Origin of the sequence: Pantoea sp. GD03673 (assembly GCF_029844725.1) — a bacterium.
GTDB lineage: Bacteria > Pseudomonadota > Gammaproteobacteria > Enterobacterales > Enterobacteriaceae > Pantoea.
This window is the reverse complement of record NZ_JAOCKJ010000001.1, coordinates 471,710-494,298: the sequence shown is the minus strand read 5'-3', so window position 1 is coordinate 494,298 and position 22,589 is coordinate 471,710. Positions and strand designations below refer to the sequence as shown.

Genomic DNA, 22,589 nt, shown 5'->3' with positions numbered 1-22,589 from the left:
ATATTCGAAGTTCTGCAAGCATGTTATAGTTACAGCTATATTCAGACAAGCCTCAACGCCGGTTAATTCGAGTAAAAAATATGTTTTGTGTGATCTACAGAAGCCCGTTACGTGACCAGACTTATCTCTATGTTGAAAAAAAGGACGATTTCTCGCGCGTTCCGGAAGAATTGCTGAAAGGATTTGGCAAGCCGCAGCTGGCTATGGTGCTAAAGCTGGAGGGCCGCGACAGGCTGGCAAATGCGGATATCAATAAAGTTAAGCAGGGATTGAGTGAGCAGGGCTATTATTTACAGCTGCCACCGCCGATAGAAAGTCTGCTAAAAATTCATTTAGAGGCCGATAAAAAAGTTTAACTCGGATTCTTCTGTAAATATAAATCCTGTCGCTGCTATCCTCCGGGGATAATATTGCTCTGAAGCTGCGCAAAATTAACTGTGCAGCTTATCTGTCTTACCCCTGTTTAAATTCCCAGTCCGGAATTTCGCGCCCTTATTTGTACGATTATTCAGCAAGCCAGCAGCATCATTTACGCTTTTTGACAAATTCCGCACCCCGGATGGTTAAAAGGATCTTATTATCACGCTGTCATACGGGCATTTCGATCAACGCATCAGCAAACATCAATCCGCCAGCCGCGCTGGCATTACACCTAACCTGAACAGGGGATGAGCATGTATCAGCATCATAACTGGCAAGGCGCTCTGTTAGATTTTCCGGTCAGCAAAGTGGTTTGCGTCGGCAGTAATTATGCAAAACACATTAAAGAGATGGGCAGTGCTACCCCCACCGAACCGGTGATCTTTATCAAGCCGGAAACAGCACTGTGTGATTTGCGCCAGCCGCTCTCCATTCCCGACGCATTTGGTGAAGTGCATCATGAAGTTGAACTGGCGGTGCTGATTGGTGCCACCCTGAAGCAGGCAACCGAGGAACACGTGGCTAAAGCGATTGCAGGCTACGGTGTGGCGCTGGATCTGACGCTGCGTGACCTGCAGTCCCGGCTGAAGAAAGCGGGTCAGCCGTGGGAAAAATCGAAAGGTTTTGATAACGCCTGTCCTGTCTCCGGTTTTATCCCGGTCGCCGAATTCAGTGATGACCCACAGAATGTTGAGCTTAAACTGGTGGTCAATGGAGAAGTCCGTCAGCAGGGCAATACGGCGGACATGATGCACAAAATCCTGCCGCTGATTGCACATATGAGCCACTATTTTACGCTGCGTGCTGGCGATATCATTCTTACCGGGACGCCAGAAGGTGTGGGGCCGATGCGCTCGGGCGACCAGCTGGAAGTGTCGCTGGCGGGGCATGGCATCCGCACCCGCGTGCTCTAAAAACTTGCATCACCGCAGCATAGGCTTTATAAGGTGCGTTTCAGGCACAACCCGGATAAATCATCATGACAGACACCCCTTTCTGGCAACAAAAACGCCTGGCACAAATGAGCGATGAGGAATGGGAATCCTTGTGTGATGGTTGTGGCCAGTGTTGCCTGAACAAATTGCAGGACGCCGACACCGATGAGATCTATTTCACTAACGTCGCCTGCAACCAGCTCAATATTAAAACCTGCCAGTGCCGCAACTATGAGCGCCGCTTCGAGTTAGAAGAGGATTGCATCAAGCTGACGCGCGAAAATCTGACCACCTTTAACTGGCTGCCGCGCACCTGCGCTTACCGGCTGCTGGGTGAGGGCAAAGGGTTACCGGCCTGGCATCCGCTGCGGGCTGGCTCGAAAACCGCGATGCATGCGCAGCGTATTTCGGTGCGTTATATTGCGGTGCGGGAGAGTGAAGTGCGGGACTGGGAAGATCACATTATCGATCGTCCCGATCGCAACGGCTAAGCGCCGCGGCATCATGCGGAGCGTAAAAAGGCTGCCAGTGGCAGCCTTTTTTGATCTCAGCTTCGGGACGTTTTAACGACCAAACAGATCGCGACGTTTGGGTTTAAAAAGCTGGGCAATCAGTACCAGCACGGCAACCAGCAGATAACCGGCGAAGATCCCAATCATCCACTGCGGCATGCTGAGCGTCAGGAAAGTCCAGCTGCGTTCTGCACAGTCACCGCTGGCAAGAAACACCGATGGCAGCCACTTGTCCAGCGGCAATCCGCTCGGGAAGCGGGCCGCAAAATCACAGGTGGTGAAAGGATTCGGGTGCAGCTGAATCATGGTGTGTTCATAAGAGAGACGCAGACCTTCCCACGCACTGTAAATCCACAACGCCAGCGCTCCCAGACGTAACGGTGTTTTCGGCGCAATCGCGCCCACCAGACCTGCGCCCATCACACCAAACAGCGCATTACGCTCATAGATGCACATTACGCAGGGCTTGAGTCCCATCACGTGCTGAAAAAAGAGTGCCGTCAATTCCAGCGCAAGGGCTGTCAGTGCCAGTAATAACCAGGCTCCGCGACCACGAGAACATTGATTCAGATATCGCAACATATTGCATTCCCTGTAAACGTTAATGCCACGCAGTGTAAACCAAAAGCACGGGCAAACCAGCCAGGGGCAGGGAAAAATCGTGTGCAAACATGACCTGATTCTGATCCAGAGCAGGTTACAGAAGAATAAGCAGAGGCCTTCCAGCTGATGTCCGCCCGGTAAGCAGAGCAAAAATGGCGAAGGGAAGAAAAAGCCGGTCGCGATCGGCAGGCCGCGCAACGGCAACGGCAGGCGCTGCGGTACGCAAATGCTGTGCGTTCAGGCGAGTCTTTTGCTGTGATGCGAGGCTGACCGTTCCGGCGAAGAAAATCGATCAACCGCCCACGGCTTCAGCGCTGTCAGCCATACTGAAATATGCGCCTGCGCCCGGTTTTAATGGTTATGCAGGCTATATCCGCTATAGGGCGTCTGGTATGATGAGTGCCCATCATGATTAGAAAAGCAACGAGAACACATTGCTATGGTTATAAAGGCTCAGAGTCCAGCGGGATTTGCTGAAGAATATATCATTGAAAGCATCTGGAACAGTCGCTTCCCGCCAGGGTCGATTCTTCCTGCTGAGCGTGAGCTTTCTGAATTGATTGGGGTGACGCGCACCACTTTGCGTGAAGTGCTGCAGCGCCTGGCGCGGGATGGCTGGCTGACCATTCAGCACGGCAAACCCACACGCGTGAACGATTTCTGGGAGACGTCCGGCCTCAATATTCTGGAAACGCTGGCTCGCCTCGATCACGACAGCGTACCGGTGCTGATCGACAACCTGCTGTCAGTCCGTAGCAACATTTCATCAATCTTTATCAGCCGTGCGCTGCGTCACCATCCTGACAAAGCGCGTGAAGTGCTGGAGACGGTAAGTGCCGCTGCCGATCAGGCGGATGCTTATACCGAACTCGACTACCGGGTGTTCCGTGGTCTGGCCTTTGCCTCAGGCAATCCGATTTACGGTCTGATCCTGAACGGCCTGAAAGGCCTCTATACCCGTGTAGGTCGTCATTACTTCTCTAATGCGGAAGCGCGCCAGGTTGCGCGTGATTTCTATCTGACACTTCTGGCGCTGTGCGACAAAGCGCCAGGACAGGATGAGATTGTGGACGTGGTGCGCAACTATGGCCGCCGCAGCGGAGAAATCTGGCACAGTATGCAGAAGAACCTGCCCGACGACCTCGGCAACAAACGTTAAAAAAAAACCGGACATCGCGTCCGGTTTTTGTTTTCAGGTCGATCAGAGCGAAGAACCGCGGGGCGGGTTACGATCCAGCAGCTCGACGCTGCCATCTTCATTCTGCTGTTCAAGAATCACATCAAATCCCCACAGACGATGCACGTGTTTCAGCACTTCGCGACGGCTCTTGTCGAGCGGCGTGCGACTCTGCGGCACATAACGCAGGGTCAGCGAGCGGTCACCACGCAGATCGACGTTATAGACCTGAATATTCGGTTCGAGATTACTCAGGTTGTACTGGGCAGAGAGCTGCTGGCGGATGGCCCGATAGCCCGCCTCATCATGGATGGCGGCGATCTCCAGATAGTTATTGCGGTCATCATCCAGCACGGTAAAGAGACGGAAGTCACGCATCACTTTTGGTGACAGGAACTGGCTGATAAAGCTCTCATCCTTAAACTCACGCATCGCAAAATGCAGGGTTTCCAGCCAGTCGGAACCGGCGATATCCGGGAACCAGTAGCGATCTTCTTCGGTCGGTGACTGACAGATACGCTTAATATCCTGCATCATCGCAAACCCTAAGGCGTAGGGGTTGATGCCGTTGTACCACTGACTGTTGTAGGGTGGCTGATACACCACGTTAGTGTGGCTGTGCAGGAACTCCATCATGAACCGTTCTGACACTTTGCCTTCATCATAAAGGTGATTAAGGATGGTGTAGTGCCAGAAGGTCGCCCAGCCCTCATTCATTACCTGCGTCTGCTTTTGTGGATAGAAATACTGGCTCACCTTACGCACGATGCGCAGGATCTCACGCTGCCAGGGCTCCAGCAGCGGGGCGTTTTTCTCCATAAAATAGAGCAGGTTTTCCTGCGGTTCAGACGGATAGCGTGCCGCCTCAAACGCCACAGTCTCTTTTTCACGCCGGGGCAGCGTACGCCACAGGGTATTCACCTGGCTCTGCAGATACTCTTCACGGCTTTTCTGCCGCGCTTTCTCCTCCTGCAGGGAGATCTTCTGCGGGCGTTTATAGCGATCGACGCCATAATTCATTAAGGCGTGGCAGGAGTCGAGCAGCCGCTCGACCTCTTCGACGCCGTAGCGCTCTTCGCAGTCGCTGATGTAGTTTTTGGCGAACAGCAGGTAATCGACAATCGATCCGGCATCCGTCCAGCTGCGGAACAGATAGTTATTTTTGAAGAAGGAGTTGTGCCCGTAACAGGCATGCGCCATCACCAGCGCCTGCATGGTCATGGTGTTCTCTTCCATCAGATAGGCGATGCAGGGATTGGAGTTGATGACAATCTCATAGGCCAGACCCTGCTGACCATGCTTGTAGCGCTGTTCGGTCTCAATAAACTTTTTGCCGAATGACCAGTGTGAATAGTTGATAGGCATGCCGACGCTGGAATAGGCATCCATCATCTGTTCTGAGGTAATTACTTCAATCTGGTGCGGGTAGGTATCAAGCCGGTAGAGCTTAGCGACGCGGTCTATCTCCGCTAAATAGACATCAAGCAGTTCGAATGTCCAGTCTGGTCCGTCATTGAGTCGTTTGCTGTCTCTGATGGCTTCGTCAAAGATTGTCGTCATAGCGCACCTCTTTTTTGCAAACCGGCTGACCCGAAAGACAACCCGTTCTGGTTATTTAAGGCTTCATCCTGAAAAAGGGAACCCGAAAAAAACTGAGCGAACACAACAATGATAGCCCACTGTCGCTTATCCGAAATGCGAACTCAAACGAATTCTTTGGCACAAAATCATTAAGAGGGGTGCAGCAGAGAATTTAATCGCCTTTAGTTCGGCTTTTGTCTTGAGGAAAAGAATATCATCCTGTTTATAAGCGGAATGTATGGGGTTGAAGGATTCTCCTGCAATGCGCAGATTTAACTGCTTTCGTTGTCATTTATTTCTGTCTTTACGGATTAAGTCGCATAAATCGCTGAAATTAGGGGTGCGACAAGATTTTAGTTACCTGAAAAGTGAAAAAGATGTGAAATGGATGCTGAATTTATGGGGTGGTGTCCGCTGTGTGAATCCGCTGACTATCATCTTCTGAACAGTGAATTATGCTTTTACCTGCCGGGTGGGGGATCTATGCACGTAGTAATTCTTGGAAGTGGTGTGGTTGGCGTAGCCAGCGCCTGGTATCTGGCGCGTGCCGGGCATCAGGTGACAGTCATTGATCGTCAGCCCGCCGCAGCGATGGAGACCAGCGCGGGTAATGCCGGTCAGATCTCACCGGGTTATGCCGCACCCTGGGCGGCACCGGGTGTGCCCCTGAAAGCCGTGAAGTGGATGTTCCAGCGCCACGCGCCGTTGGCTATCCGGCTGGATGGCAGCAGTTTTCAGCTGGAGTGGATGTGGCACATGCTGCGCAACTGCGACATCAACCATTATCAGCAGAACAAAAGCCGCATGGTGCGTATTGCCGAATACAGCCGTGACTGCCTGAAGGCGTTACGCAGCGAAACCGGCATCGCCTATGAGGGGCGTCAGGGCGGCACGCTTCAGCTGTTTCGCACGCAGCAGCAGTTCGACAGCGCCAGCAAAGATATTGCGGTTCTGCGTGACGCGGGCGTTCCCTATGAGCTGTTAGAGGCACATGAGCTGTCACGCGTGGAACCGGCGCTGGCGGCAACCCAGCATAAACTCACCGGCGGATTACGCCTGCCCAACGACGAAACCGGCGACTGCCAGCTCTTTACGCAGCGGCTGGCAAAAATGGCCGAAGCGGCGGGCGTGGTATTCCGCTTTAACACCCCGGTCGATCATCTGCTGCGCGATGGTAATCGTATTTATGGCGTGAAGTGCGGCGAGGAGATCATCAAGGCTGACAGCTATGTGGTGGCCTTTGGTTCCTACTCCACCGCGCTGTTAAAAAACGTGATCGATATTCCGGTCTATCCGTTAAAGGGCTACTCACTCACCATTCCGATTAAAAATCCTGACGCTGCACCGGTTTCGACGATTCTTGATGAGACCTACAAAGTGGCGGTGACCCGTTTTGACGATCGCATACGCGTCGGCGGGATGGCGGAAATTGTTGGTTTTAACACCAAACTCACCGAAGCGCGGCGGGAAACGCTGGAGATGGTGGTCAGTGATCTCTATCCTGAAGGCGGTCATCTCGCGCAGGCGAGTTTCTGGACCGGTCTGCGTCCGATGACGCCAGACGGTACGCCGATTGTCGGTGCCACGCCGATCTCTAATCTCTATCTCAACACCGGTCACGGTACGCTGGGCTGGACGATGGCGTGTGGTTCTGGTCAGTTGCTGGCCGATCTCATCTCCGGTAAAAAACCGGCCATTGCGGCAGATGACTTAGCGGTGTTCCGCTACTTACCCGGTTTCGCGGCGACCTCATCGCCGCTGCGTAACGCCAACGCAACTCGTTAAGTATTCAGGGAGAGAGAGGATGTCACGTCCGATTATCGCGACCATCAACCCGCAGGCGTTGAGTCATAACCTGGCTGTTGTTCGCCAGGCAGCGCCCGCGTCCCGCGTCTGGTCAGTGGTGAAAGCTAATGCTTACGGCCATGGCATTGAGCGCGTCCGCGAGGCGCTAGCTTCCACCGACGGCTTTGCGCTGCTTAATATGGAAGAGGCGATCCTGCTGCGCGAGCAGGGCTGGAAAAAACCGATTCTGTTGCTGGAGGGATTCTTCCAGCCAGAAGATTTGCAGCTGATCGACCGCTACCGCCTGACCACCAGCGTCCACAGTAACTGGCAAATCAACGCGCTGGCGAGTGCCACACTTTCTGCACCGGTTGATATCTATCTTAAAATGAACAGCGGGATGAACCGTCTGGGTTTTCGCCCGGAACAGGTGAATGGCGCATGGCACAAGCTGCGGGCGCTGAGCAACGTGGGTGAGATGACGCTGATGGCCCATTTTGCCGATGCCGAAAATCCGCAGGGCCTGATTGAACCGCTGCAGCGTGTTGAGCAGGCGGCAGAGGGGCTGAACTGCCCGCGGTCGCTCTCCAACTCCGCCTGTACTTTATGGCATCCTGAAGCCCATTTTGACTGGGTTCGCCCCGGCATCATTCTCTATGGCGCGTCACCCAGCGGCGACTGGCAGGACATTGCAGGCAGCGGTCTGAAGCCGGTAATGACCTTAAGCAGTGAAATTATCGCGGTTCAGCAACTACAGGCAGGGGATGGCGTGGGTTACGGATACCGCTATCATGCCAGCACGGCGCAACGCATTGGCGTGGTGGCCTGCGGTTACGCGGATGGTTATCCCCGTCACGCTCCGAGTGGCACACCCGTCTGCGTTGATGGCGTGATGACGCAGGTGGTGGGCGCGGTTTCCATGGATATGATCACCGTGGACTTGACGCCCTGTCCTCAGGCCGGAATTGGTTCAGCCGTGGAGCTTTGGGGTGAGCAGGTGAAGATCGATCAGGTGGCTAAAGCAGCCGGAACGGTAGGGTACGAGCTGATGTGCGCACTGGCACCCCGCGTTCCGGTTACTGTTATTTAAGCGCGGTCAGGCTGCCACGCATCTTTCTGCTGCAGCGCCAGGCAATAAAGGCCAGCGCTGCACCCAGCAGCATCATCAGGCTCAGCGACAGCTTCTCCGCCACGGGCAGCGCGACGATCACCAGGCTGCCTGCTGCACCACCGGCCATCTGAATAAATCCCTGCAGGGCGGACGCCACGCCAGCCTGTTGCTGATACGGCTCCAGCGCATAGCTGGTGGCCGGTCCCACCGTAAAGGCCAGTCCTGCCACCGATACCGCCACCGGGAACATGTAGAGCGCCCAGTGCGTCTGCATCTCCGCCGGGAAAATTTGCATCCCTGCCACCAGCAGCACCGCGCCCAGCAGCATCGTGAAAAATCCCATTGCCAGACAGAAAGGCCGGCCCGCTTTGCGAATCGCTTTATTGACGAACATGCTGACAAACATGATCCAGAAACCGTTGGCACCAAACGCAAAGGAGAACTGGATCGGCGTCAGGCCGCCTTCGGTCATTAAGACGTGCGGTGCCAGCGACACGTAGGTCAGCACCATGCCCAGCGCACCGGCGTTGGCAAATGCGAACGCCAGAAAGCGCGGCTGACGCAGGATTTCAGCGTACTGCTTAATCGGTAAGCCTTTCACCCGCAGGGTATCTGCCGGGCGTGTTTCGGGCAGCCAGATTATCACCAGCAGCGTAATCAGCAGGCCATAGGCGAAGAGGAACCAGAAGGGCGCGCGCCAGTCAAAGGCGCTGGCCAGCAAGCCCCCCAGCAGCGGTGCCAGCGCCGGTACGATGTTCAGCGCGCCGTTCAGGAAGCCATAGGCGCGGGCGGCATCGTCGCCACTCAGGCGGTCGCGCACGCCGCTAAAGGCCACGACGGCGCTACAGCAGACGCCACAGCCCTGCACCAGGCGGGCCAGAACAAACAGCGGGAATGAGGTGGCGGTTGCCGCAATGGCGCTGCCCGCGATGTACAGCGCCAGCCCAAGCAGGGCAATCGGCTTACGGCCGTAATTGTCCACCAGCGGGCCGGTCACCAGTTGTCCCAGCCCCATCACCAGCAGAAACAGGGGAATAGTGGTCTGAACCAGAGAGACCGGCGTATCCAGCCCTTCTGCGATTTGCGGCAGCGTGGGCAAATAGAGATCGATGCCTAAAGGTGCCAGCAGCACCAGGCTTAACAACAGCAGAGTAAATTTTTGCATAACAACCAGAGGGTAAGCGTTCTGTTAAAAAACGATGGCAGAGGGTAATGATTCAGAGGCAAAAAAGATAGAGGAAGTCGTGCGGAAACTGCGATGCCTGCTGTAAACAGGCATCGCAGCGTCGGGTTTAGTAAGCGCCGTCGCGGCGTAGCACCACACCTGCCGTTTTGAACAGGATCGCAACATCAGTCCAGAGCGCCCAGTTTTTAACATACCAGGAGTCAAAGTAGACGCGGGTATCGTAATCGATATCGTTACGTCCGCTGACCTGCCACAGACCGGTCATACCGGGCTTGGCCATCAGGTAATAGTCTACATCACCCGCATAACGCTCCAGCTCAGCTTCAATGACCGGACGCGGGCCGACGAGACTCATCTCGCCACGAATCACGTTCCACAGCTGGGGTAGTTCGTCGAGACTGGTTTTTCGCAGGAAGCTGCCAATGCGGGTGACGCGCGGGTCATTCTTCAGTTTGAAATCTTTGTCCCACTCAATCCGGGCCTCTTCACTGGTCGCCAGCAATTTCTCCAGCACCTCTTTGGAATTGGTCACCATGGAGCGGAATTTCAGGCATTTGAATTTTTTGCCATTCTGCCCCACACGTTCGTGACCGTAAATGGCATTGCCGCCGTCACGTTTCACCATGTAGCAGAGCAGGGCGAAGATGGGACCAAGGAACAGCAGCAACATCGACGCGACCACGATATCAAAGGCACGCTTCATGAAACGGGAGGAGTGCTTCGCCAGATTGTTGCTGACGCGCAGGATCATCACTTCATGACTGAAGATAAAGGACATGTCCGTGCCGTAAAGTGGCACACCGCGCAGGGTCGGGATCACCGAAACTGACCGGCAGTTCATCTTCGAAAGGAATTTCAGCCAGCGGTCACGCATCGGCTGCTGCTCATACTCCATAGCCACAATAAACTGCACGTTGTCACGGTCGATGGTCTGCCAGTTAATATCTTTCCAGGTGATCACCGGTACGCCATTCACGCTCTGCTGAGCCGGAACATCATCAACAGAGATAAAGGCCTGCACGTTGTAACCGAGGATCTCTTCACTCTGCAGCGCCGCATATGCTTCGGTGGCGTTTCTGCCGGAACCGATGATGATGGTCTCTTTTTGCCACTGGCCTGCTTTGTTAATGGCACGTTTGACCAGAGCACGCATCAGCGGCAGCAGCAGCAGGGCATAAGTCCAGCTGAAGACCCACACCATGCGGGAGAAGTCCCATTTAGAAAAAGCGATAAGCGCCAGGTCAAGCAGCGAGAAAACAAATAAGGTTTTAACAATCTCTTTCAGCTCAAACCAGAAAGGTTTGCGATAAGTGTAGTGACGCAGGCGTACCCAGAACCAGCCGGTACACATCACTGACATAATAAACTGAGCCACAAAACGATATTCAATCTGATGCGGTGGAATAAACGTATCCAGCTCGCCCCAAATACCCTGTATCGTCGCGGCAGATAAAAACAGTGCCAGGTTAAGTGCAATCAGATCGGAAAAACTCAGGGCGAATTTCACGATGATATTTTTACGCGTGCCGCTCCATGAGCGGCTCGGGCTATTCATTATCAATGTACTTGCCATAAAACCTGCTCTCTTTCTTAAGTAAAAGATGGCCTGACCAGAATCAGGGGCGCGCTCAGGCGTGGGCTTCTGAAAAATTAAAAAATTAATTTTCAGTCTGTTGCAGTCAGTACAGCCAGTGCAGCCGCAAAAAAGATAACGATTAAAGCGTGATGATACTCACGAAAAGTTGCAGCATTAAGAATGAGTATGCAGGAGTTATTTGACAGAGTTAATATGGAAAAAATCTGAAAACATCGAAAGTGATTAAAGTTTTAAATGGCTAACTATAGGTTTTAATTGAATAAAATAAGGAGAGGGTCAGTTATAACCAAACTGTTTAAGGCGTTTTTTAGGAATTACCGCCAAATCGTATGACTGGCGGTAGTGATAGAGGCTCAGGCAGGTTTCTTTAAAATCCAGCGGTCCTGCTGTTTATCGTAATGGCCAATCTGCAGATTCACCGGCTCCCCATTAATCCAGGCCGGTACGCTGGTATCTCGATCCCAGCCATCAAGTTGGGTAATTAAGCCGGGATTGGTGTGACAGGGGATACTGACGGTGTCGGCGTGCTCACTGTCAAGATCGGCATCTACAATCTCATAACGACCAATTTTAACCACGTGTCCCATTCATTCCTCCCGTTTTTACTGGCATAGACAACTAAGCTTAGCGCACTGAGAGAAAATAACGTGGCTGAATGATTAGGATTATTCCTTCTCTTCGGCCGGACGCACACCAATCTTCACGATACGGTTGTCCTCTTTCTCTGCCACCGTCCAGGTCAGCTGATTCCACTCCACCTGATCGCCGACAACCGGCGAGCCGCCCAGCATAGCCAGCACCAGCTGTCCCAGCGACTGCTGATCGTTGGTACTTTCATCCAGCTCCAGCCCGTAAATCTGCGCAACGTCACGCAGTCGTGCTTCTGCATCCAGAATAAAGTCACCGAAGAAGCGCTGGTCCAGTGAAACCGGTGGCGACTGGCTGAACATTTTGCCCAGTGCCGGAAGATCGCGCTCACGGCCAATCACGCAGATAACGTCATTCTCTTTCAGCCGGGTTCCGCCGCTGGGGTGCATCAGCACATTGTCACGGAACAGGGCAGCAATACGGGTTTCGCGCGGCATCTGCAGGTCACGCAGTGCGGCACCGACGCACCACTTGTCGGCACTGAGCTGATAGACAAACTGCTCCCACGGATTTTCCGGGTGAATATCAAGACCGACACGGCTGATAGGCGAGGCGGTAGGCGGCACCACGACTCTGGCTTTTTTCGCAGCAAAGCCCAGTGAGGTGCCCTGCAGCATCAGAGAGACCAGCACCACAAAGAAGGCGATATTAAAATAGAGCGAGGCGTTTTCTAAACCGGCCATCATCGGGAAGACCGCGAGGATAATCGGCACCGCGCCGCGCAGGCCGACCCAGCTGATAAAAAATCGTTCGCGGGTGGTAAAACTGCGGAACGGCAGCAGGCCAATAAACACCGACAGCGGACGCGCCACCAGAATCAGCCACAGCGAGAGGATCATCGCTGGCACCGCGATATGCCACAGGTCAGACGGCGTCACCAGCAGCCCCAGCACGATGAACATGCCAATCTGGCTCAGCCACGCCATCCCATCGAAGGTCTGCAGAATGCCGTGCCGGTTCCGAATCGGGCTGTTGCCCAGCAAAAAGCCGCACAGATAGACCGCCAGGATGCCGCTGCCCTCTAACACCGTGGTCAGCGCAAACACCAGAATACCGCCACTCAACGCCAGCAGCGGATAGAGACCCCCGGCCAGACTGATGCGGTTAATCAGCTGCTGCAGCGCCCAGCCGCCGCCCAGGCCCAGCACGATACCCAGACCGAACTGCTGCACCAGATGCACCAGGAACATCCAGTCAAGGCCGCTGCGGCCCTGTTCAATCATCTCAATCAGCGTAATGGTCAGAAACACCGCCATCGGGTCATTGCTGCCCGACTCAATCTCCAGCGTGGAACTGACGCGCTCATTCAGACCCTTGTCACCCAGCAAAGAGAAGACGGCGGCAGCATCCGTGGAGCCGATAATTGCGCCAATCAGGAAGCCCTGCATCATATCCAGCTTAAATAACCAGGCCGCCACCACGCCGGTTAAACCAGCGGTGATCATCACCCCGACGGTGGCCAGCGACAGCGCAGGCCCCAGCGCGACTTTAAACGAGCTGGCTTTTGTCCGCATACCGCCATCCAGCAGGATGATCGCCAGCGCCAGGTTCGAGATGAGATAGGCTGCCGGATAGTTGTCAAAGGCGATACCGCCAATCCCATCAACCCCGGTCAGCATGCCCAGGGCGAGGAAGATAACCAGAATAGGGATGCCCAGCCGGGATGAGAAAGAGCTGAGCAGAATACTCGATGCTACCAGCACGGAACCGATGATAAACAGACTGTAGACGATAGTGTGGTTCAAACCCGGTCTCCTGAGATATGACAGTACGATCCAGCAAGGGGTGACAAATATCCATGCTATCTCTGAAAGATAATGTTTTATCAAGGAGTTGTCATTGTGAAAATGCGCATTATACGAATTGTTCAGCCGCGTATGGAATCAGATTAATGTGAAGAATGAGGGGGTTGGCAGGCAAGCGGCAGAAAACAGACTGTTTTAGCAGGTTATTTGGCAGATAAAAAAAGCCGGTGATTAACCGGCTTAGTGCGTCAGGCTTCCATTGCCTGTTTATGGAACAGCGATCGGAACACCGGATAGATGTCTTCCGGCTCACGAATATGTTCGATGGCAAAGTTATCAAACGTCGCCTGCAGATGCTCATATTCACGCCACAGCGTCTGATGGGCACGGCGGGTGATCTCGATATAGCTGTAGTAACGCACCACCGGCAGAATCTGCTTCGCCAGAATCTCATGACAGAGCGGCGAGTCATCGGCCCAGTTATCGCCATCCGAAGCCTGTGCCGCATAGATGTTCCATTGCGCCGGGTCATACCGCTCTTTTACCACCTCATCCATTAGTTTCAGTGCGCTGGAAACGATGGTGCCGCCCGTTTCCTGAGAGTAGAAAAACTCCTGTTCATCGACCTCTTTGGCTTGGGTGTGATGGCGGATATAGACCACATCGACATTCTTGTAAGTACGGCTGAGGAACAGGTAGAGCAGGATATAGAAGCGTTTTGCCATATCCTTGGTGGCCTGGTCCATTGAGCCGGACACATCCATCAGACAGAACATCACCGCCTGGCTGGAAGGCTCCGGGCGCTTCTCAAAGTTTTTGTAGCGCAGGTCGAAGGTATCAATAAAGGGCACACGTTCAATCCGCGCCCGCAACTCGGCAATCTCTTTCCGCAGCCGCTCCTCTTCCAGCAGTTGTGCGGGTTCCGCGTTCTCAATCTCCTGCAACGTCTCTTCCAGTTCATGCAGCATCCGGCGTTTTCCCGCCGTCATCGCCGTGCGACGCGCCAGCGAGTTCTGTAAGGAGCGGACAACACTGATATTGGCTGGCACACCGTTGGAGGTAAAGCCTGCACGGTGGGTCTTGTACTCATTCAGCTGACGATGCTGATTGCGGCGCAGATTAGGCAGGGCGAGATCTTCAAACAGCAGGTCAAGATACTCATCTTTCGAAATCTGAAAGACAAACTCATCCTGACCTTCACCATCCTGACTGGCATTGCCCTGACCACTTCCGCCGCCACCGCCACCCTGCGGACGCTCGACGCGGTCATTCTGCACAAAATGGTCGTTGCCCGGATGAACCCGATGGCGGTTGCCGCCGCGTCCCTGATGGAAAATCGGCTCATTAATGTCGTCAATCGGGATAGAGACAGACTCACCGCTGCTTACGTCGGTCACCGAGCGTTTATTGATGGCCTCGGAGATCGACTGCTTAATTTGCGACTTATAACGGCGCAAGAAGCGCTGGCGGTTTACCGCGCTCTTGTTTTTGCCATTAAGCCGGCGATCGATGAAATAGGCCATGGTTTTCCCCCACACTACATTGTAAGCAGGTCGGGCGAACCCGACCGTCAGGCCGGTATGACTTACCGGCAAGCTTACAGACTCTTATCAGGACGATTTACGCACACGCAGATACCATTCGCACAGCAGGCGAACCTGTTTGCGGGTATAGCCTTTTTCCATCATGCGATCGACAAAATCATCATGCTTTTTCTGCTCATCGGTAGACGTCTTGGTGTTAAACGAGATGACCGGCAGCAACTCTTCCGTGTTTGAGAACATTTTCTTCTCAATCACAGTGCGCAATTTCTCGTAACTGGTCCAGTTCGGATTGCGACCGTTATTGTGTGCCCTGGCGCGCAGCACGAAGTTGACGATCTCATTACGGAAATCTTTCGGGTTACTGATGCCAGCGGGCTTCTCGATCTTCTCCAGTTCCGCGTTGAGCGATTCACGATCAAACAGCTGTCCGGTATCGGGATCGCGGTACTCCTGATCCTGAATCCAGAAGTCGGCGTAGGTCACATAGCGGTCAAAAATGTTCTGACCATATTCAGAGTAGGATTCCAGATAGGCGGTCTGAATCTCTTTGCCAATGAACTCAGCATATTTGGGAATCAGATAGCCTTTGAGGTGCTCAAGGTATTTTTCGGCCTGATCCTGCGGGAACTGTTCGCGTTCAATCTGCTGTTCAAGCACATAGAACAGGTGCACCGGGTTAGCCGCCACTTCAGCGTGGTCAAAGTTAAACACCCGCGACAGAATTTTAAACGCAAAGCGGGTTGAAAGACCGTTCATGCCTTCATCCACACCGGCGTAGTCGTGATACTCCTGCCAGGACTTCGCCTTGGGATCGGTATCTTTCAGGCTTTCACCGTCATACACCCGCATTTTAGAGTAGATGCTGGAGTTTTCCGGGTCCTTGAGTCGTGACAGGATGGAGAAGCGTGCCAATGTTTCCAGCGTGCCCGGTGCGCATGGCGACGTGGCCAGTTCACTGTGATTAAGCAGTTTGTCGTAGATTTTGATCTCTTCCGAGACCCGCAGGCAGTAGGGCACCTTGACGATGTAAACGCGATCAAGAAACGCCTCATTATTCTTGTTGTTACGGAACGTCACCCACTCTGATTCGTTGGAGTGCGCCAGAATAATGCCGTTAAACGGCAGCGCCGAAATGCCTTCCGTGCCGTTATAGTTCCCTTCCTGCGTGGCCGTCAGCAGCGGATGCAGCACCTTGATGGGTGCCTTAAACATCTCAACGAACTCCATGATGCCCTGGTTCGCGCGGCAGAGTGCGCCGGAGTAACCGTAGGCATCAGGATCGTTCTGCGCATGGTTTTCCAGTTTACGGATATCCACTTTACCCACCAGCGCAGAGATATCCTGGTTGTTCTCATCACCCGGTTCGGTTTTGGCAATCGCCAGCTGTTCCAGAATCGACGGCCAGACTTTCACCACTTTAAACCGTGAGATATCGCCACCAAAGTCGTGAAGACGTTTTGCGGCCCACGGCGACATGATGGTGCCGAGGTAACGGCGCGGCACACCGTACTCTTTTTCAAGAATGTGCGCGTCTTCCTGCGGGTTAAACAGGCAGAGAGGATGATCGTTGACCGGACTGCGTTCGCCGTCAGCGCTCAGTACGTAGATCGGCACCCGCTGCATCAGCGACTTAAGCCGCTCCGCCAGGGAGGATTTACCGCCACCCACCGGACCCAGTAAATAGAGGATCTGTTTCTTCTCCTCAAGTCCCTGAGCGGCATGTTTCAGATAGGAGACGATCTGTTCAATCGCTTCCTCCATGCCGTAAAACTCCTCGAACGCCGGATAGCGACCCATCACACGGTTGGAGAATATTCTGGAAAGGCGTGGCTCCTGAGCAGTGTCAACCATTACCGGCTCTCCGATAGCCATTAACAGTCGCTCTGCAGCGTTGGCGTATGCACTGCGATCCTGCTTACAGATAGCAAGAAATTCCTGCAGTGTGAACTCTTCGTCCTTGGCAGCTTCATAACGCTGACGATAATGATCGAATATATTCATAGCGATGCCCGTCCTTTCGTTTTTAGCACAGGTAAGGAGCGTAATTAACGACGTGTAGCAGCTCCCGGAAGATATTCTCTGTTGAGTACAGCAACCCTTATGCCAACCTGATCTTTTTTATCGGGATACACAACTTTTGTGGTTACTCTGCTCGTACAAAATCTCTGCTGTTAATTCTAACTGTAGATGGCTTCTAGGAAATTTCCTCCACGGGTTTGGACGAATGAGGGGGGGATCAAGGGTAATCCGGGTCAGTTGTGAGATGAGTTCATATTAGCGCTGCTTTAACTTAACGGGTTTTTAACCTTTGATGCCAGTTTCATCGGTCGATTGCTTAAAGGATTTCGATATAAGTTAATCCAGCCGTAAAAAAACGTTAGACTTCCTGTTTGATTGTTATATTTATGGAATGAATAAATTGTGAACCAATTCAAACTTAAGACGCTTGTTGCACTTTTACCCTGTTATTTGCTGGCTGCGCATGTCAATGCCGCTCCGCTTTCTGTGGGTGCTTCGGTCATCTACGCCGAATCACCTTATCGCGGCGGTCAGGACCGTTATCTTCCGGTTCCGGTCATCAATTATGAGGGTGAAGACTTCTGGTTCCGCAGCCTGCAGGGCGGTTACTACCTGTGGAAAGATCCTCAGAACCAGCTTTCACTGACGCTGCTGGGTTCACCGCAGGAGTACAAACCCAGCGACAACGATCTGGGCGACATGAAAGGGCTGGATAAACGCCGCATGACGCTGATGGGTGGCGCAACCTATCGTCACACGGCGGACTGGGGGATTGTCCGTACGGCATTGCTGGGCGATGTGCTGAACAACAGCAACGGCATGATCTGGGACCTGACTTACCTCTATCGCTTTGAGATGGGCGACTTCAGCCTGACCCCCGGCATCGGTGCCATGTGGAATAGCGCCAATCAAAACCGTTATTATTACGGTGTCTCCGGTCACGAAAGCGCCCGTACCGGCATCAGTCGTTATAACCCGGACGACAGCTGGTCACCTTATGTTGAGCTGAGCGCCAGCTATCAGATTGCAACGCAGTGGAATGTGGGCATCGTGGGACGTTACACCCGCTTCGACAGCGAGATCAAAGACAGCCCGATGATCGACAAGAGCGGACAGGCGACGCTCTGGACAGGTGTCAGCTACACCTTCTGATGACGCACTAAAAGAGGGCATTCGGTGCCCTCTGTTCTTTTATGGGGCCTCAGAATGAGGCGGGAGAGCAGAATGCGCAACACGATTAACTTTGCCGGACATAACACCCTGCCCGTTATCGGTCAGGGCACCTGGTACATGGGCGAAAATCCGGCGCAGCGTGCCGGTGAAGTCGCAGCATTGCAGGCAGGTCTTGAGTGTGGATTACAGCTTATCGACACCGCCGAAATGTATGCAGACGGCGGAGCTGAAGAGGTGGTCGGGCAGGCATTGCTGGGGCGTCGTGACAAGGCTCTGCTGGTCTCGAAGGTCTATCCCTGGAACGCAGGCGAACAGGATGCCGTTGAAGCCTGTGAGCGGAGCCTGCGCCGTCTGCAAACGGATTATCTTGATCTCTACCTGCTGCACTGGCGCGGAAATATTCCGCTGGAAGAGACACTGCGGGGTATGGAACGCCTGCAGCAGCAGGGCAAGATTCGCCACTGGGGCGTCTCGAATTTTGACACAAACGATATGGCCGAACTGTGGGACGAACCCGGCGGCAATCAGTGTGCGACCAATCAGGTGCTCTACCATCTGGCTTCACGTGGGATTGAATTTGATCTCTTACCAGCGTGTCAGCAGCGCGGACTGCCGGTGATGGCCTATTGTCCACTGGCACAGGCGGGACGGTTACGGGATTCGCTGTTTACCGATACGCTGCTGAATCAGCTTGCACAACAGAAGGGCATCAGCGTGGCACAACTGCTGCTGGCCTGGGTGATTAGTCAGCCTGGCGTCATTGCTATTCCTAAAGCCAGTTCTGTGGTTCACGTTCAGGAGAATGCTGCGGCGCTGGCGGTCATTCTTACCGATGAGGATTTGCAGCTCATCGATCGTGCCTGGCCAGCACCACAGCATAAATTACCGCTGGATATCGTTTAGCCGTTTGCCCTGTCACTGGCTGCGGCTTTCTTCTTCAGACGAAACGTTGTGGCCAGGCGGGCCGGCTTTTCACCTGCGCTGCGTAACGGTGTATTGATACGGGCCGTTTCGACGCAGACCATGGTTTTGTAACCGTCATTCGCCATATCCGTCATGCTGCAGGAGAGTTCCACTCCCGGATTCCAGGTGACAACGTCACTGTGATGATGGTGGTAAACTTCGATCTGCCGTAAGCCCACGGTATCATTAATCACCGAGCAGTCTTCCGCAGCAGTAAAGATACGGTCGATGCGTCCCGGATAGCGTTGTTTGCCGTCGCTGCTGGCAACCTCGCCATTATTCACTTTATCGATATAGCTGTTGCCCAGACCGGAGACCTCAACGCCATTAATGTCGCTGACGGTAAAGTAGCTGTGTAGCGCCGCTGTCGCTTCGAAGTCACCATGGGCTTCCAGCTCAATCTCACAGTGCTGACCCAGACGGAAGCGGGCGATGAGGGTGAATTCATGCGGCCAGAGTTTCAGCGTCTGTGCGTTGCTTTCCAGCACCAGCGTCAGCATCACCCCATCGTCATTCTCGTCGTGCGCAGTCAGCTTCCATGTCTGAGTCCGGGCAAAACCATGTGCCGGTTCGCCAGCCGGGCCAAACCAGGGCCAGCAGATCGGAACGCCGCCGCGAATCGCTTTGCCCTGGGAAAAGAGGCTCTTATCGCTCAGCCAGAGTACCGGCTTTTCACCGCTGGGTTGCCAGGCGATCAGATGTGCGCCCTGCAGCGTAATCGCTGCCCGTACCTTAGGGTGACTGATGACAATCGTCGGCAGTTCGCCGACCTGGCGCTGGGAAAGGTAAGGGGAGATCTGCGTGACCACGGGCAGAGAAAACAGTTTATCTTGCATGTTCGATTCCTTCCTGTGCGGATCAAAAAAAGGGCGACCGAAGTCGCCCTTAATCTCAATGATGTCTGTCTGCCTTATTTAGCAGAAACCAGCGCAATCAGGTCGAGAACTTTGTTTGAGTAGCCAGTTTCGTTGTCGTACCAGGAAACCAGTTTCACAAAGTTGTCGTTCAGCGCGATACCGGCTTTAGCGTCAAACACTGAAGTCAGGACTTCGCCGTTGAAGTCAGTAGAAACCACGTCATCTTCAACGTAGCCCAGAACGTCTTTCATCTCACCTTCTGCAGCGGCTTTAATCGCAGCACAGATTTCTTTGTAAGATGCCGCTTTTTCCAGACGTACAGTCAGGTCAACAACAGAAACGTTAGGGGTAGGTACGCGGAATGCCATACCGGTCAGTTTGCCGTTCAGCTCTGGCAGAACTTTACCAACGGCTTTCGCTGCACCAGTTGATGAAGGAATGATGTTCTGCGATGCGCCGCGGCCGCCGCGCCAGTCTTTGTGAGACGGGCCATCAACGGTTTTCTGGGTAGCAGTGGTAGCGTGAACGGTGGTCATCAGACCTTCAACGATACCAAACTTGTCGTTGATCACTTTTGCCAGCGGTGCCAGGCAGTTAGTGGTGCAGGATGCGTTAGAAACGATATCCTGGCCATCATATTTGTCGAAGTTTGCACCACGAACAAACATTGGGGTGTCATCTTTAGATGGACCGGTCAGAACGACTTTCTTAGCACCAGCAGTGATGTGTTTACGTGCGGTTTCGTCGGTCAGGAAGATACCGGTTGCTTCAGCAACAACGTCAACGCCCACTTCATCCCACTTCAGGTTGGCCGGATCACGCTCAGCAGTAACACGGATTTTCTTACCGTTAACGACCAGTGCGCCATCCTGAACTTCTACGGTACCGTCGAAACGACCGTGCGTAGAGTCATACTTCAGCATGTACGCCATGTAATCTGCGTCCAGCAGGTCGTTGATAGCAACGATTTCGATGTCAGAACGTTTCTGAGCAGCACGGAAAACGATGCGACCGATACGGCCAAAACCGTTGATACCTACTTTGATAGTCATATATTCCACCAGCTATTTGTTAGTGAATAAAAGGTTGCCTGTAAAATTACAAAAACCTTACCAGGCGTCAAGCGGAATCGTGTCAATTGTTGCGACAAATCAATTCGCCTGAGAGGAATTATTCGGTGCGCAACCGCTTGCGCGCCGCCAATGATATCGCGCTTCGTCGAATCAATCGCCGAATATATAGGGATGCCCGAAGCAAAAGGTGATCGAAGTCACAAATCCGCTCAGCGGAAGGCTGACTGAAAGGGTGAGCACAAAAAAAGACCCGGCTTATGTTGATCATTTGTTAGAATAATAGTCGAATTTTTCAGAATGGCACTCCCCGGAATCCTAAAATGGCTAAAGACACCGCACCCGAAGCAAAAATTGCGCAGCTGACTGAAATGCAGCGCTACGTTACTCAGCATCGCGGAACGGAACCGCCTTACAGCGGCGCGTTGCTCCACAACAAACAGGAAGGGATCTACCACTGTCTGATTTGTGAGGCGCCACTTTTCCTCTCAGAAACCAAATATGATTCAGGCTGCGGCTGGCCCAGTTTTTACCAGCCGGTGAATGATGATGCGATTCGCTATATCGACGATAACTCGCATGGCATGCAGCGTGTTGAGATCCGCTGTGGCAGTTGCGATGCCCATCTGGGGCATGTCTTCCCGGATGGTCCTCAACCGACCGGTGAACGCTATTGTGTTAACTCCGCCTCCCTGAATTTTACCGACGAGCAGGGCGAACAGACTAAAGGGTAATGCGATGAAGGAACAACTTGAAGCAATGCTTGCGTCAATGACGCCTGAAGTCTACGAACGACTGGCGACCGCTGTTGAGATTGGTAAATGGCCGGATGGCGTGGCACTGACGCAGGAGCAGCGCGACAACTGCCTGCAGCTCGTGATGTTATGGCAGGCGAAGCACAACGATGAGCCCCAGCACATGACCATCGGCAAGGGTGGCGAAATGGTGATGAAGTCGAAAAAAGAGCTGAAAGAAGCATTCGGCATCGACCCGGATGTGACCCGCATTCATCTGCACTAATAAAAGCTGGCGTTATGCCAGCTCCCTTTTTAAATCAGAATCGCGCCCTGAGCCGTCATCTGAGCAAAGGCGATGTCACTGTCCTCAGGGTTCAGATTGACGCCACGGCAGCCTTCTTTGACCACCTCGACGTGATAGCCCAGTTCCAGCGCATCCAGCACGCTGTATTTCACACAGTAATCTGTCGCCAGTCCCAGCATGACCAGATGGGTGATACCCCGTTCGCGCAGCCAGCTGTCCAGCTCGGTTTTACGACGGTGGCCATTATCAAAGAAGGCGCTGTAGCTGTCGACATCCTGATCCTCACCTTTATGGAAAGTTGCATCGAACAGTGAACGATCCAGGCCAGGATGGAAGTCCGCGCCAGCCGAGCCCTGAATGCCGTGATCGGGCCACCAGATCTGCGCCAGACCATTTAACTCGCCCAGGGTATAGACAGGCTCGCCGGAAACCGAGGCAAAGCTGCCATGATCGGCCGGGTGCCAGTCCTGTAGCGCCAGTACACATTCACCGTTTTCACGGAACATACGCGCATAACGATTTGCCACCGCGACCGTGTGGTCGCCCTCATGGACTGCCATCGGGCCGCCGGGGCAAAAATCGTTCTGAATATCAATAATGATGAGTGCCCGCTTCATTACAT

At 53.6% G+C, this 22,589-nt stretch carries 21 protein-coding genes; 10 read left to right on the top strand and 11 right to left on the bottom strand.

What is annotated here, in order from left to right; translation table 11 throughout:
* Positions 1-80: 80 nt before the first annotated feature.
* From N5J69_RS02340 to N5J69_RS02330, 3 genes are all read left to right on the top strand, one after another.
* Positions 81-356 carry a YcgL domain-containing protein gene (locus N5J69_RS02340; protein WP_279767823.1) on the top strand — a complete coding sequence of 92 codons (276 nt, stop codon included), beginning with the start codon at positions 81-83 and terminating at the stop codon, positions 354-356.
* A gap of 318 nt (positions 357-674) precedes the next feature.
* Positions 675-1,334, top strand: a complete 660-nt coding sequence (locus N5J69_RS02335) for a fumarylacetoacetate hydrolase family protein (protein ID WP_279767822.1) — start codon at positions 675-677, stop codon at positions 1,332-1,334.
* Positions 1,335-1,399: 65 nt separating this feature from the next.
* On the top strand, positions 1,400-1,846 hold the full coding sequence (locus N5J69_RS02330; protein WP_061062622.1) for a YcgN family cysteine cluster protein: 447 nt from the start codon (positions 1,400-1,402) through the stop codon (positions 1,844-1,846).
* Between the two features lie 72 nt (positions 1,847-1,918).
* Here N5J69_RS02330 and dsbB read toward each other — a convergent pair whose 3' ends face one another.
* Positions 1,919-2,449: a disulfide bond formation protein DsbB gene (dsbB, locus tag N5J69_RS02325; protein ID WP_279767820.1), complete on the bottom strand. Its 531-nt coding sequence runs from the start codon at positions 2,447-2,449 to the stop codon at positions 1,919-1,921.
* A 460-nt stretch (positions 2,450-2,909) separates the two neighbouring features.
* Between dsbB and fadR the strand changes: the two genes are divergently transcribed.
* The gene (gene fadR / locus N5J69_RS02320) at positions 2,910-3,629 is read left to right on the top strand and encodes a fatty acid metabolism transcriptional regulator FadR (RefSeq protein ID WP_279767818.1); all 720 of its coding nucleotides are present in this window, start codon (positions 2,910-2,912) and stop codon (positions 3,627-3,629) included.
* Between the two features lie 42 nt (positions 3,630-3,671).
* Here fadR and N5J69_RS02315 read toward each other — a convergent pair whose 3' ends face one another.
* Positions 3,672-5,207 (bottom strand): SpoVR family protein, encoded by a 1,536-nt coding sequence (locus N5J69_RS02315; protein ID WP_150015168.1) that lies wholly within the window; start codon positions 5,205-5,207, stop codon positions 3,672-3,674.
* A gap of 504 nt (positions 5,208-5,711) precedes the next feature.
* Here N5J69_RS02315 and N5J69_RS02310 point away from each other — a divergent pair.
* A complete protein-coding gene (locus N5J69_RS02310; RefSeq protein WP_279767814.1) occupies positions 5,712-7,013 on the top strand; it encodes a D-amino acid dehydrogenase in 1,302 nt (433 codons plus the stop codon).
* Positions 7,014-7,032: 19 nt separating this feature from the next.
* Positions 7,033-8,103 (top strand): catabolic alanine racemase DadX, encoded by a 1,071-nt coding sequence (dadX, locus tag N5J69_RS02305; protein WP_279767811.1) that lies wholly within the window; start codon positions 7,033-7,035, stop codon positions 8,101-8,103.
* On the opposite strand, the gene N5J69_RS02300 is transcribed toward dadX, so the two are convergent.
* The 6 genes from N5J69_RS02300 to yeaG all read right to left on the bottom strand — a co-directional run bounded on the left by N5J69_RS02300 (position 8,096) and on the right by yeaG (position 16,845).
* The gene (locus tag N5J69_RS02300) at positions 8,096-9,289 is read right to left on the bottom strand and encodes a multidrug effflux MFS transporter (RefSeq protein ID WP_279767809.1); all 1,194 of its coding nucleotides are present in this window, start codon (positions 9,287-9,289) and stop codon (positions 8,096-8,098) included. The genes dadX and N5J69_RS02300 overlap by 8 nt on opposite strands.
* Positions 9,290-9,416: 127 nt before the next feature.
* Entirely contained in the window at positions 9,417-10,883 is a 1,467-nt protein-coding gene (gene wbaP / locus N5J69_RS02295; RefSeq protein ID WP_279767806.1) for an undecaprenyl-phosphate galactose phosphotransferase WbaP, read from the bottom strand.
* A gap of 377 nt (positions 10,884-11,260) precedes the next feature.
* The gene (locus tag N5J69_RS02290) at positions 11,261-11,494 is read right to left on the bottom strand and encodes a DUF1480 family protein (RefSeq protein ID WP_279767805.1); all 234 of its coding nucleotides are present in this window, start codon (positions 11,492-11,494) and stop codon (positions 11,261-11,263) included.
* Positions 11,495-11,572: 78 nt separating this feature from the next.
* A complete protein-coding gene (locus N5J69_RS02285; protein WP_279767804.1) occupies positions 11,573-13,300 on the bottom strand; it encodes a potassium/proton antiporter in 1,728 nt (575 codons plus the stop codon).
* Between the two features lie 248 nt (positions 13,301-13,548).
* Entirely contained in the window at positions 13,549-14,823 is a 1,275-nt protein-coding gene (locus tag N5J69_RS02280; protein WP_279767803.1) for a YeaH/YhbH family protein, read from the bottom strand.
* A gap of 87 nt (positions 14,824-14,910) precedes the next feature.
* Positions 14,911-16,845, bottom strand: coding sequence for a protein kinase YeaG (yeaG, locus tag N5J69_RS02275; protein WP_003852739.1), 1,935 nt, complete (start codon positions 16,843-16,845; stop codon positions 14,911-14,913).
* 420 nt (positions 16,846-17,265) lie between these two features.
* On the opposite strand from yeaG, the gene N5J69_RS02270 reads away from it, so the two are divergent.
* Complete coding sequence (locus tag N5J69_RS02270; protein ID WP_279767800.1) at positions 17,266-18,015, top strand: MipA/OmpV family protein; 750 nt, start codon at positions 17,266-17,268, stop codon at positions 18,013-18,015.
* Positions 18,016-18,087: 72 nt separating this feature from the next.
* The gene (locus N5J69_RS02265) at positions 18,088-18,939 is read left to right on the top strand and encodes an aldo/keto reductase (protein WP_279767799.1); all 852 of its coding nucleotides are present in this window, start codon (positions 18,088-18,090) and stop codon (positions 18,937-18,939) included.
* Here the strand turns inward: N5J69_RS02265 and N5J69_RS02260 are convergent.
* Positions 18,936-19,835, bottom strand: coding sequence for a D-hexose-6-phosphate mutarotase (locus N5J69_RS02260; protein WP_279767798.1), 900 nt, complete (start codon positions 19,833-19,835; stop codon positions 18,936-18,938). The genes N5J69_RS02265 and N5J69_RS02260 overlap by 4 nt on opposite strands.
* Before the next feature lie 74 nt (positions 19,836-19,909).
* On the bottom strand, positions 19,910-20,908 hold the full coding sequence (gene gapA / locus N5J69_RS02255; RefSeq protein WP_013358063.1) for a glyceraldehyde-3-phosphate dehydrogenase: 999 nt from the start codon (positions 20,906-20,908) through the stop codon (positions 19,910-19,912).
* A 341-nt stretch (positions 20,909-21,249) separates the two neighbouring features.
* Here gapA and msrB point away from each other — a divergent pair, with 341 nt between their 5' ends.
* Together msrB and N5J69_RS02245 are read left to right on the top strand one after the other, a co-directional pair.
* Positions 21,250-21,660, top strand: a complete 411-nt coding sequence (gene msrB, locus N5J69_RS02250) for a peptide-methionine (R)-S-oxide reductase MsrB (protein WP_279767796.1) — start codon at positions 21,250-21,252, stop codon at positions 21,658-21,660.
* Positions 21,661-21,664: 4 nt separating this feature from the next.
* Entirely contained in the window at positions 21,665-21,946 is a 282-nt protein-coding gene (locus N5J69_RS02245) for a DUF1315 family protein (RefSeq protein WP_279767795.1), read from the top strand.
* 29 nt (positions 21,947-21,975) lie between these two features.
* On the opposite strand, the gene pncA is transcribed toward N5J69_RS02245, so the two are convergent.
* On the bottom strand, positions 21,976-22,584 hold the full coding sequence (gene pncA, locus N5J69_RS02240) for a bifunctional nicotinamidase/pyrazinamidase (RefSeq protein WP_279767794.1): 609 nt from the start codon (positions 22,582-22,584) through the stop codon (positions 21,976-21,978).
* Between the last annotated feature and the right edge of the window lie 5 nt (positions 22,585-22,589).

Excerpts from the sequence above, each read along its gene's own strand:
- N5J69_RS02340 (WP_279767823.1), top strand. The coding sequence starts at position 81 with ATGTTTTGTGTGATCTACAGAAGCCCGTTACGTGACCAGACTTATCTC.
- N5J69_RS02335 (WP_279767822.1), top strand. The coding sequence starts at position 675 with ATGTATCAGCATCATAACTGGCAAGGCGCTCTGTTAGATTTTCCGGTC.
- N5J69_RS02330 (WP_061062622.1), top strand. The coding sequence starts at position 1,400 with ATGACAGACACCCCTTTCTGGCAACAAAAACGCCTGGCACAAATGAGC.
- dsbB (WP_279767820.1), bottom strand. The coding sequence starts at position 2,449 with ATGTTGCGATATCTGAATCAATGTTCTCGTGGTCGCGGAGCCTGGTTA.
- fadR (WP_279767818.1), top strand. The coding sequence starts at position 2,910 with ATGGTTATAAAGGCTCAGAGTCCAGCGGGATTTGCTGAAGAATATATC.
- N5J69_RS02315 (WP_150015168.1), bottom strand. The coding sequence starts at position 5,207 with ATGACGACAATCTTTGACGAAGCCATCAGAGACAGCAAACGACTCAAT.
- N5J69_RS02310 (WP_279767814.1), top strand. The coding sequence starts at position 5,712 with ATGCACGTAGTAATTCTTGGAAGTGGTGTGGTTGGCGTAGCCAGCGCC.
- dadX (WP_279767811.1), top strand. The coding sequence starts at position 7,033 with ATGTCACGTCCGATTATCGCGACCATCAACCCGCAGGCGTTGAGTCAT.
- N5J69_RS02300 (WP_279767809.1), bottom strand. The coding sequence starts at position 9,289 with ATGCAAAAATTTACTCTGCTGTTGTTAAGCCTGGTGCTGCTGGCACCT.
- wbaP (WP_279767806.1), bottom strand. The coding sequence starts at position 10,883 with ATGGCAAGTACATTGATAATGAATAGCCCGAGCCGCTCATGGAGCGGC.
- N5J69_RS02290 (WP_279767805.1), bottom strand. The coding sequence starts at position 11,494 with ATGGGACACGTGGTTAAAATTGGTCGTTATGAGATTGTAGATGCCGAT.
- N5J69_RS02280 (WP_279767803.1), bottom strand. The coding sequence starts at position 14,823 with ATGGCCTATTTCATCGATCGCCGGCTTAATGGCAAAAACAAGAGCGCG.
- yeaG (WP_003852739.1), bottom strand. The coding sequence starts at position 16,845 with ATGAATATATTCGATCATTATCGTCAGCGTTATGAAGCTGCCAAGGAC.
- N5J69_RS02265 (WP_279767799.1), top strand. The coding sequence starts at position 18,088 with ATGCGCAACACGATTAACTTTGCCGGACATAACACCCTGCCCGTTATC.
- N5J69_RS02260 (WP_279767798.1), bottom strand. The coding sequence starts at position 19,835 with ATGCAAGATAAACTGTTTTCTCTGCCCGTGGTCACGCAGATCTCCCCT.
- gapA (WP_013358063.1), bottom strand. The coding sequence starts at position 20,908 with ATGACTATCAAAGTAGGTATCAACGGTTTTGGCCGTATCGGTCGCATC.
- msrB (WP_279767796.1), top strand. The coding sequence starts at position 21,250 with ATGGCTAAAGACACCGCACCCGAAGCAAAAATTGCGCAGCTGACTGAA.
- N5J69_RS02245 (WP_279767795.1), top strand. The coding sequence starts at position 21,665 with ATGAAGGAACAACTTGAAGCAATGCTTGCGTCAATGACGCCTGAAGTC.
- pncA (WP_279767794.1), bottom strand. The coding sequence starts at position 22,584 with ATGAAGCGGGCACTCATCATTATTGATATTCAGAACGATTTTTGCCCC.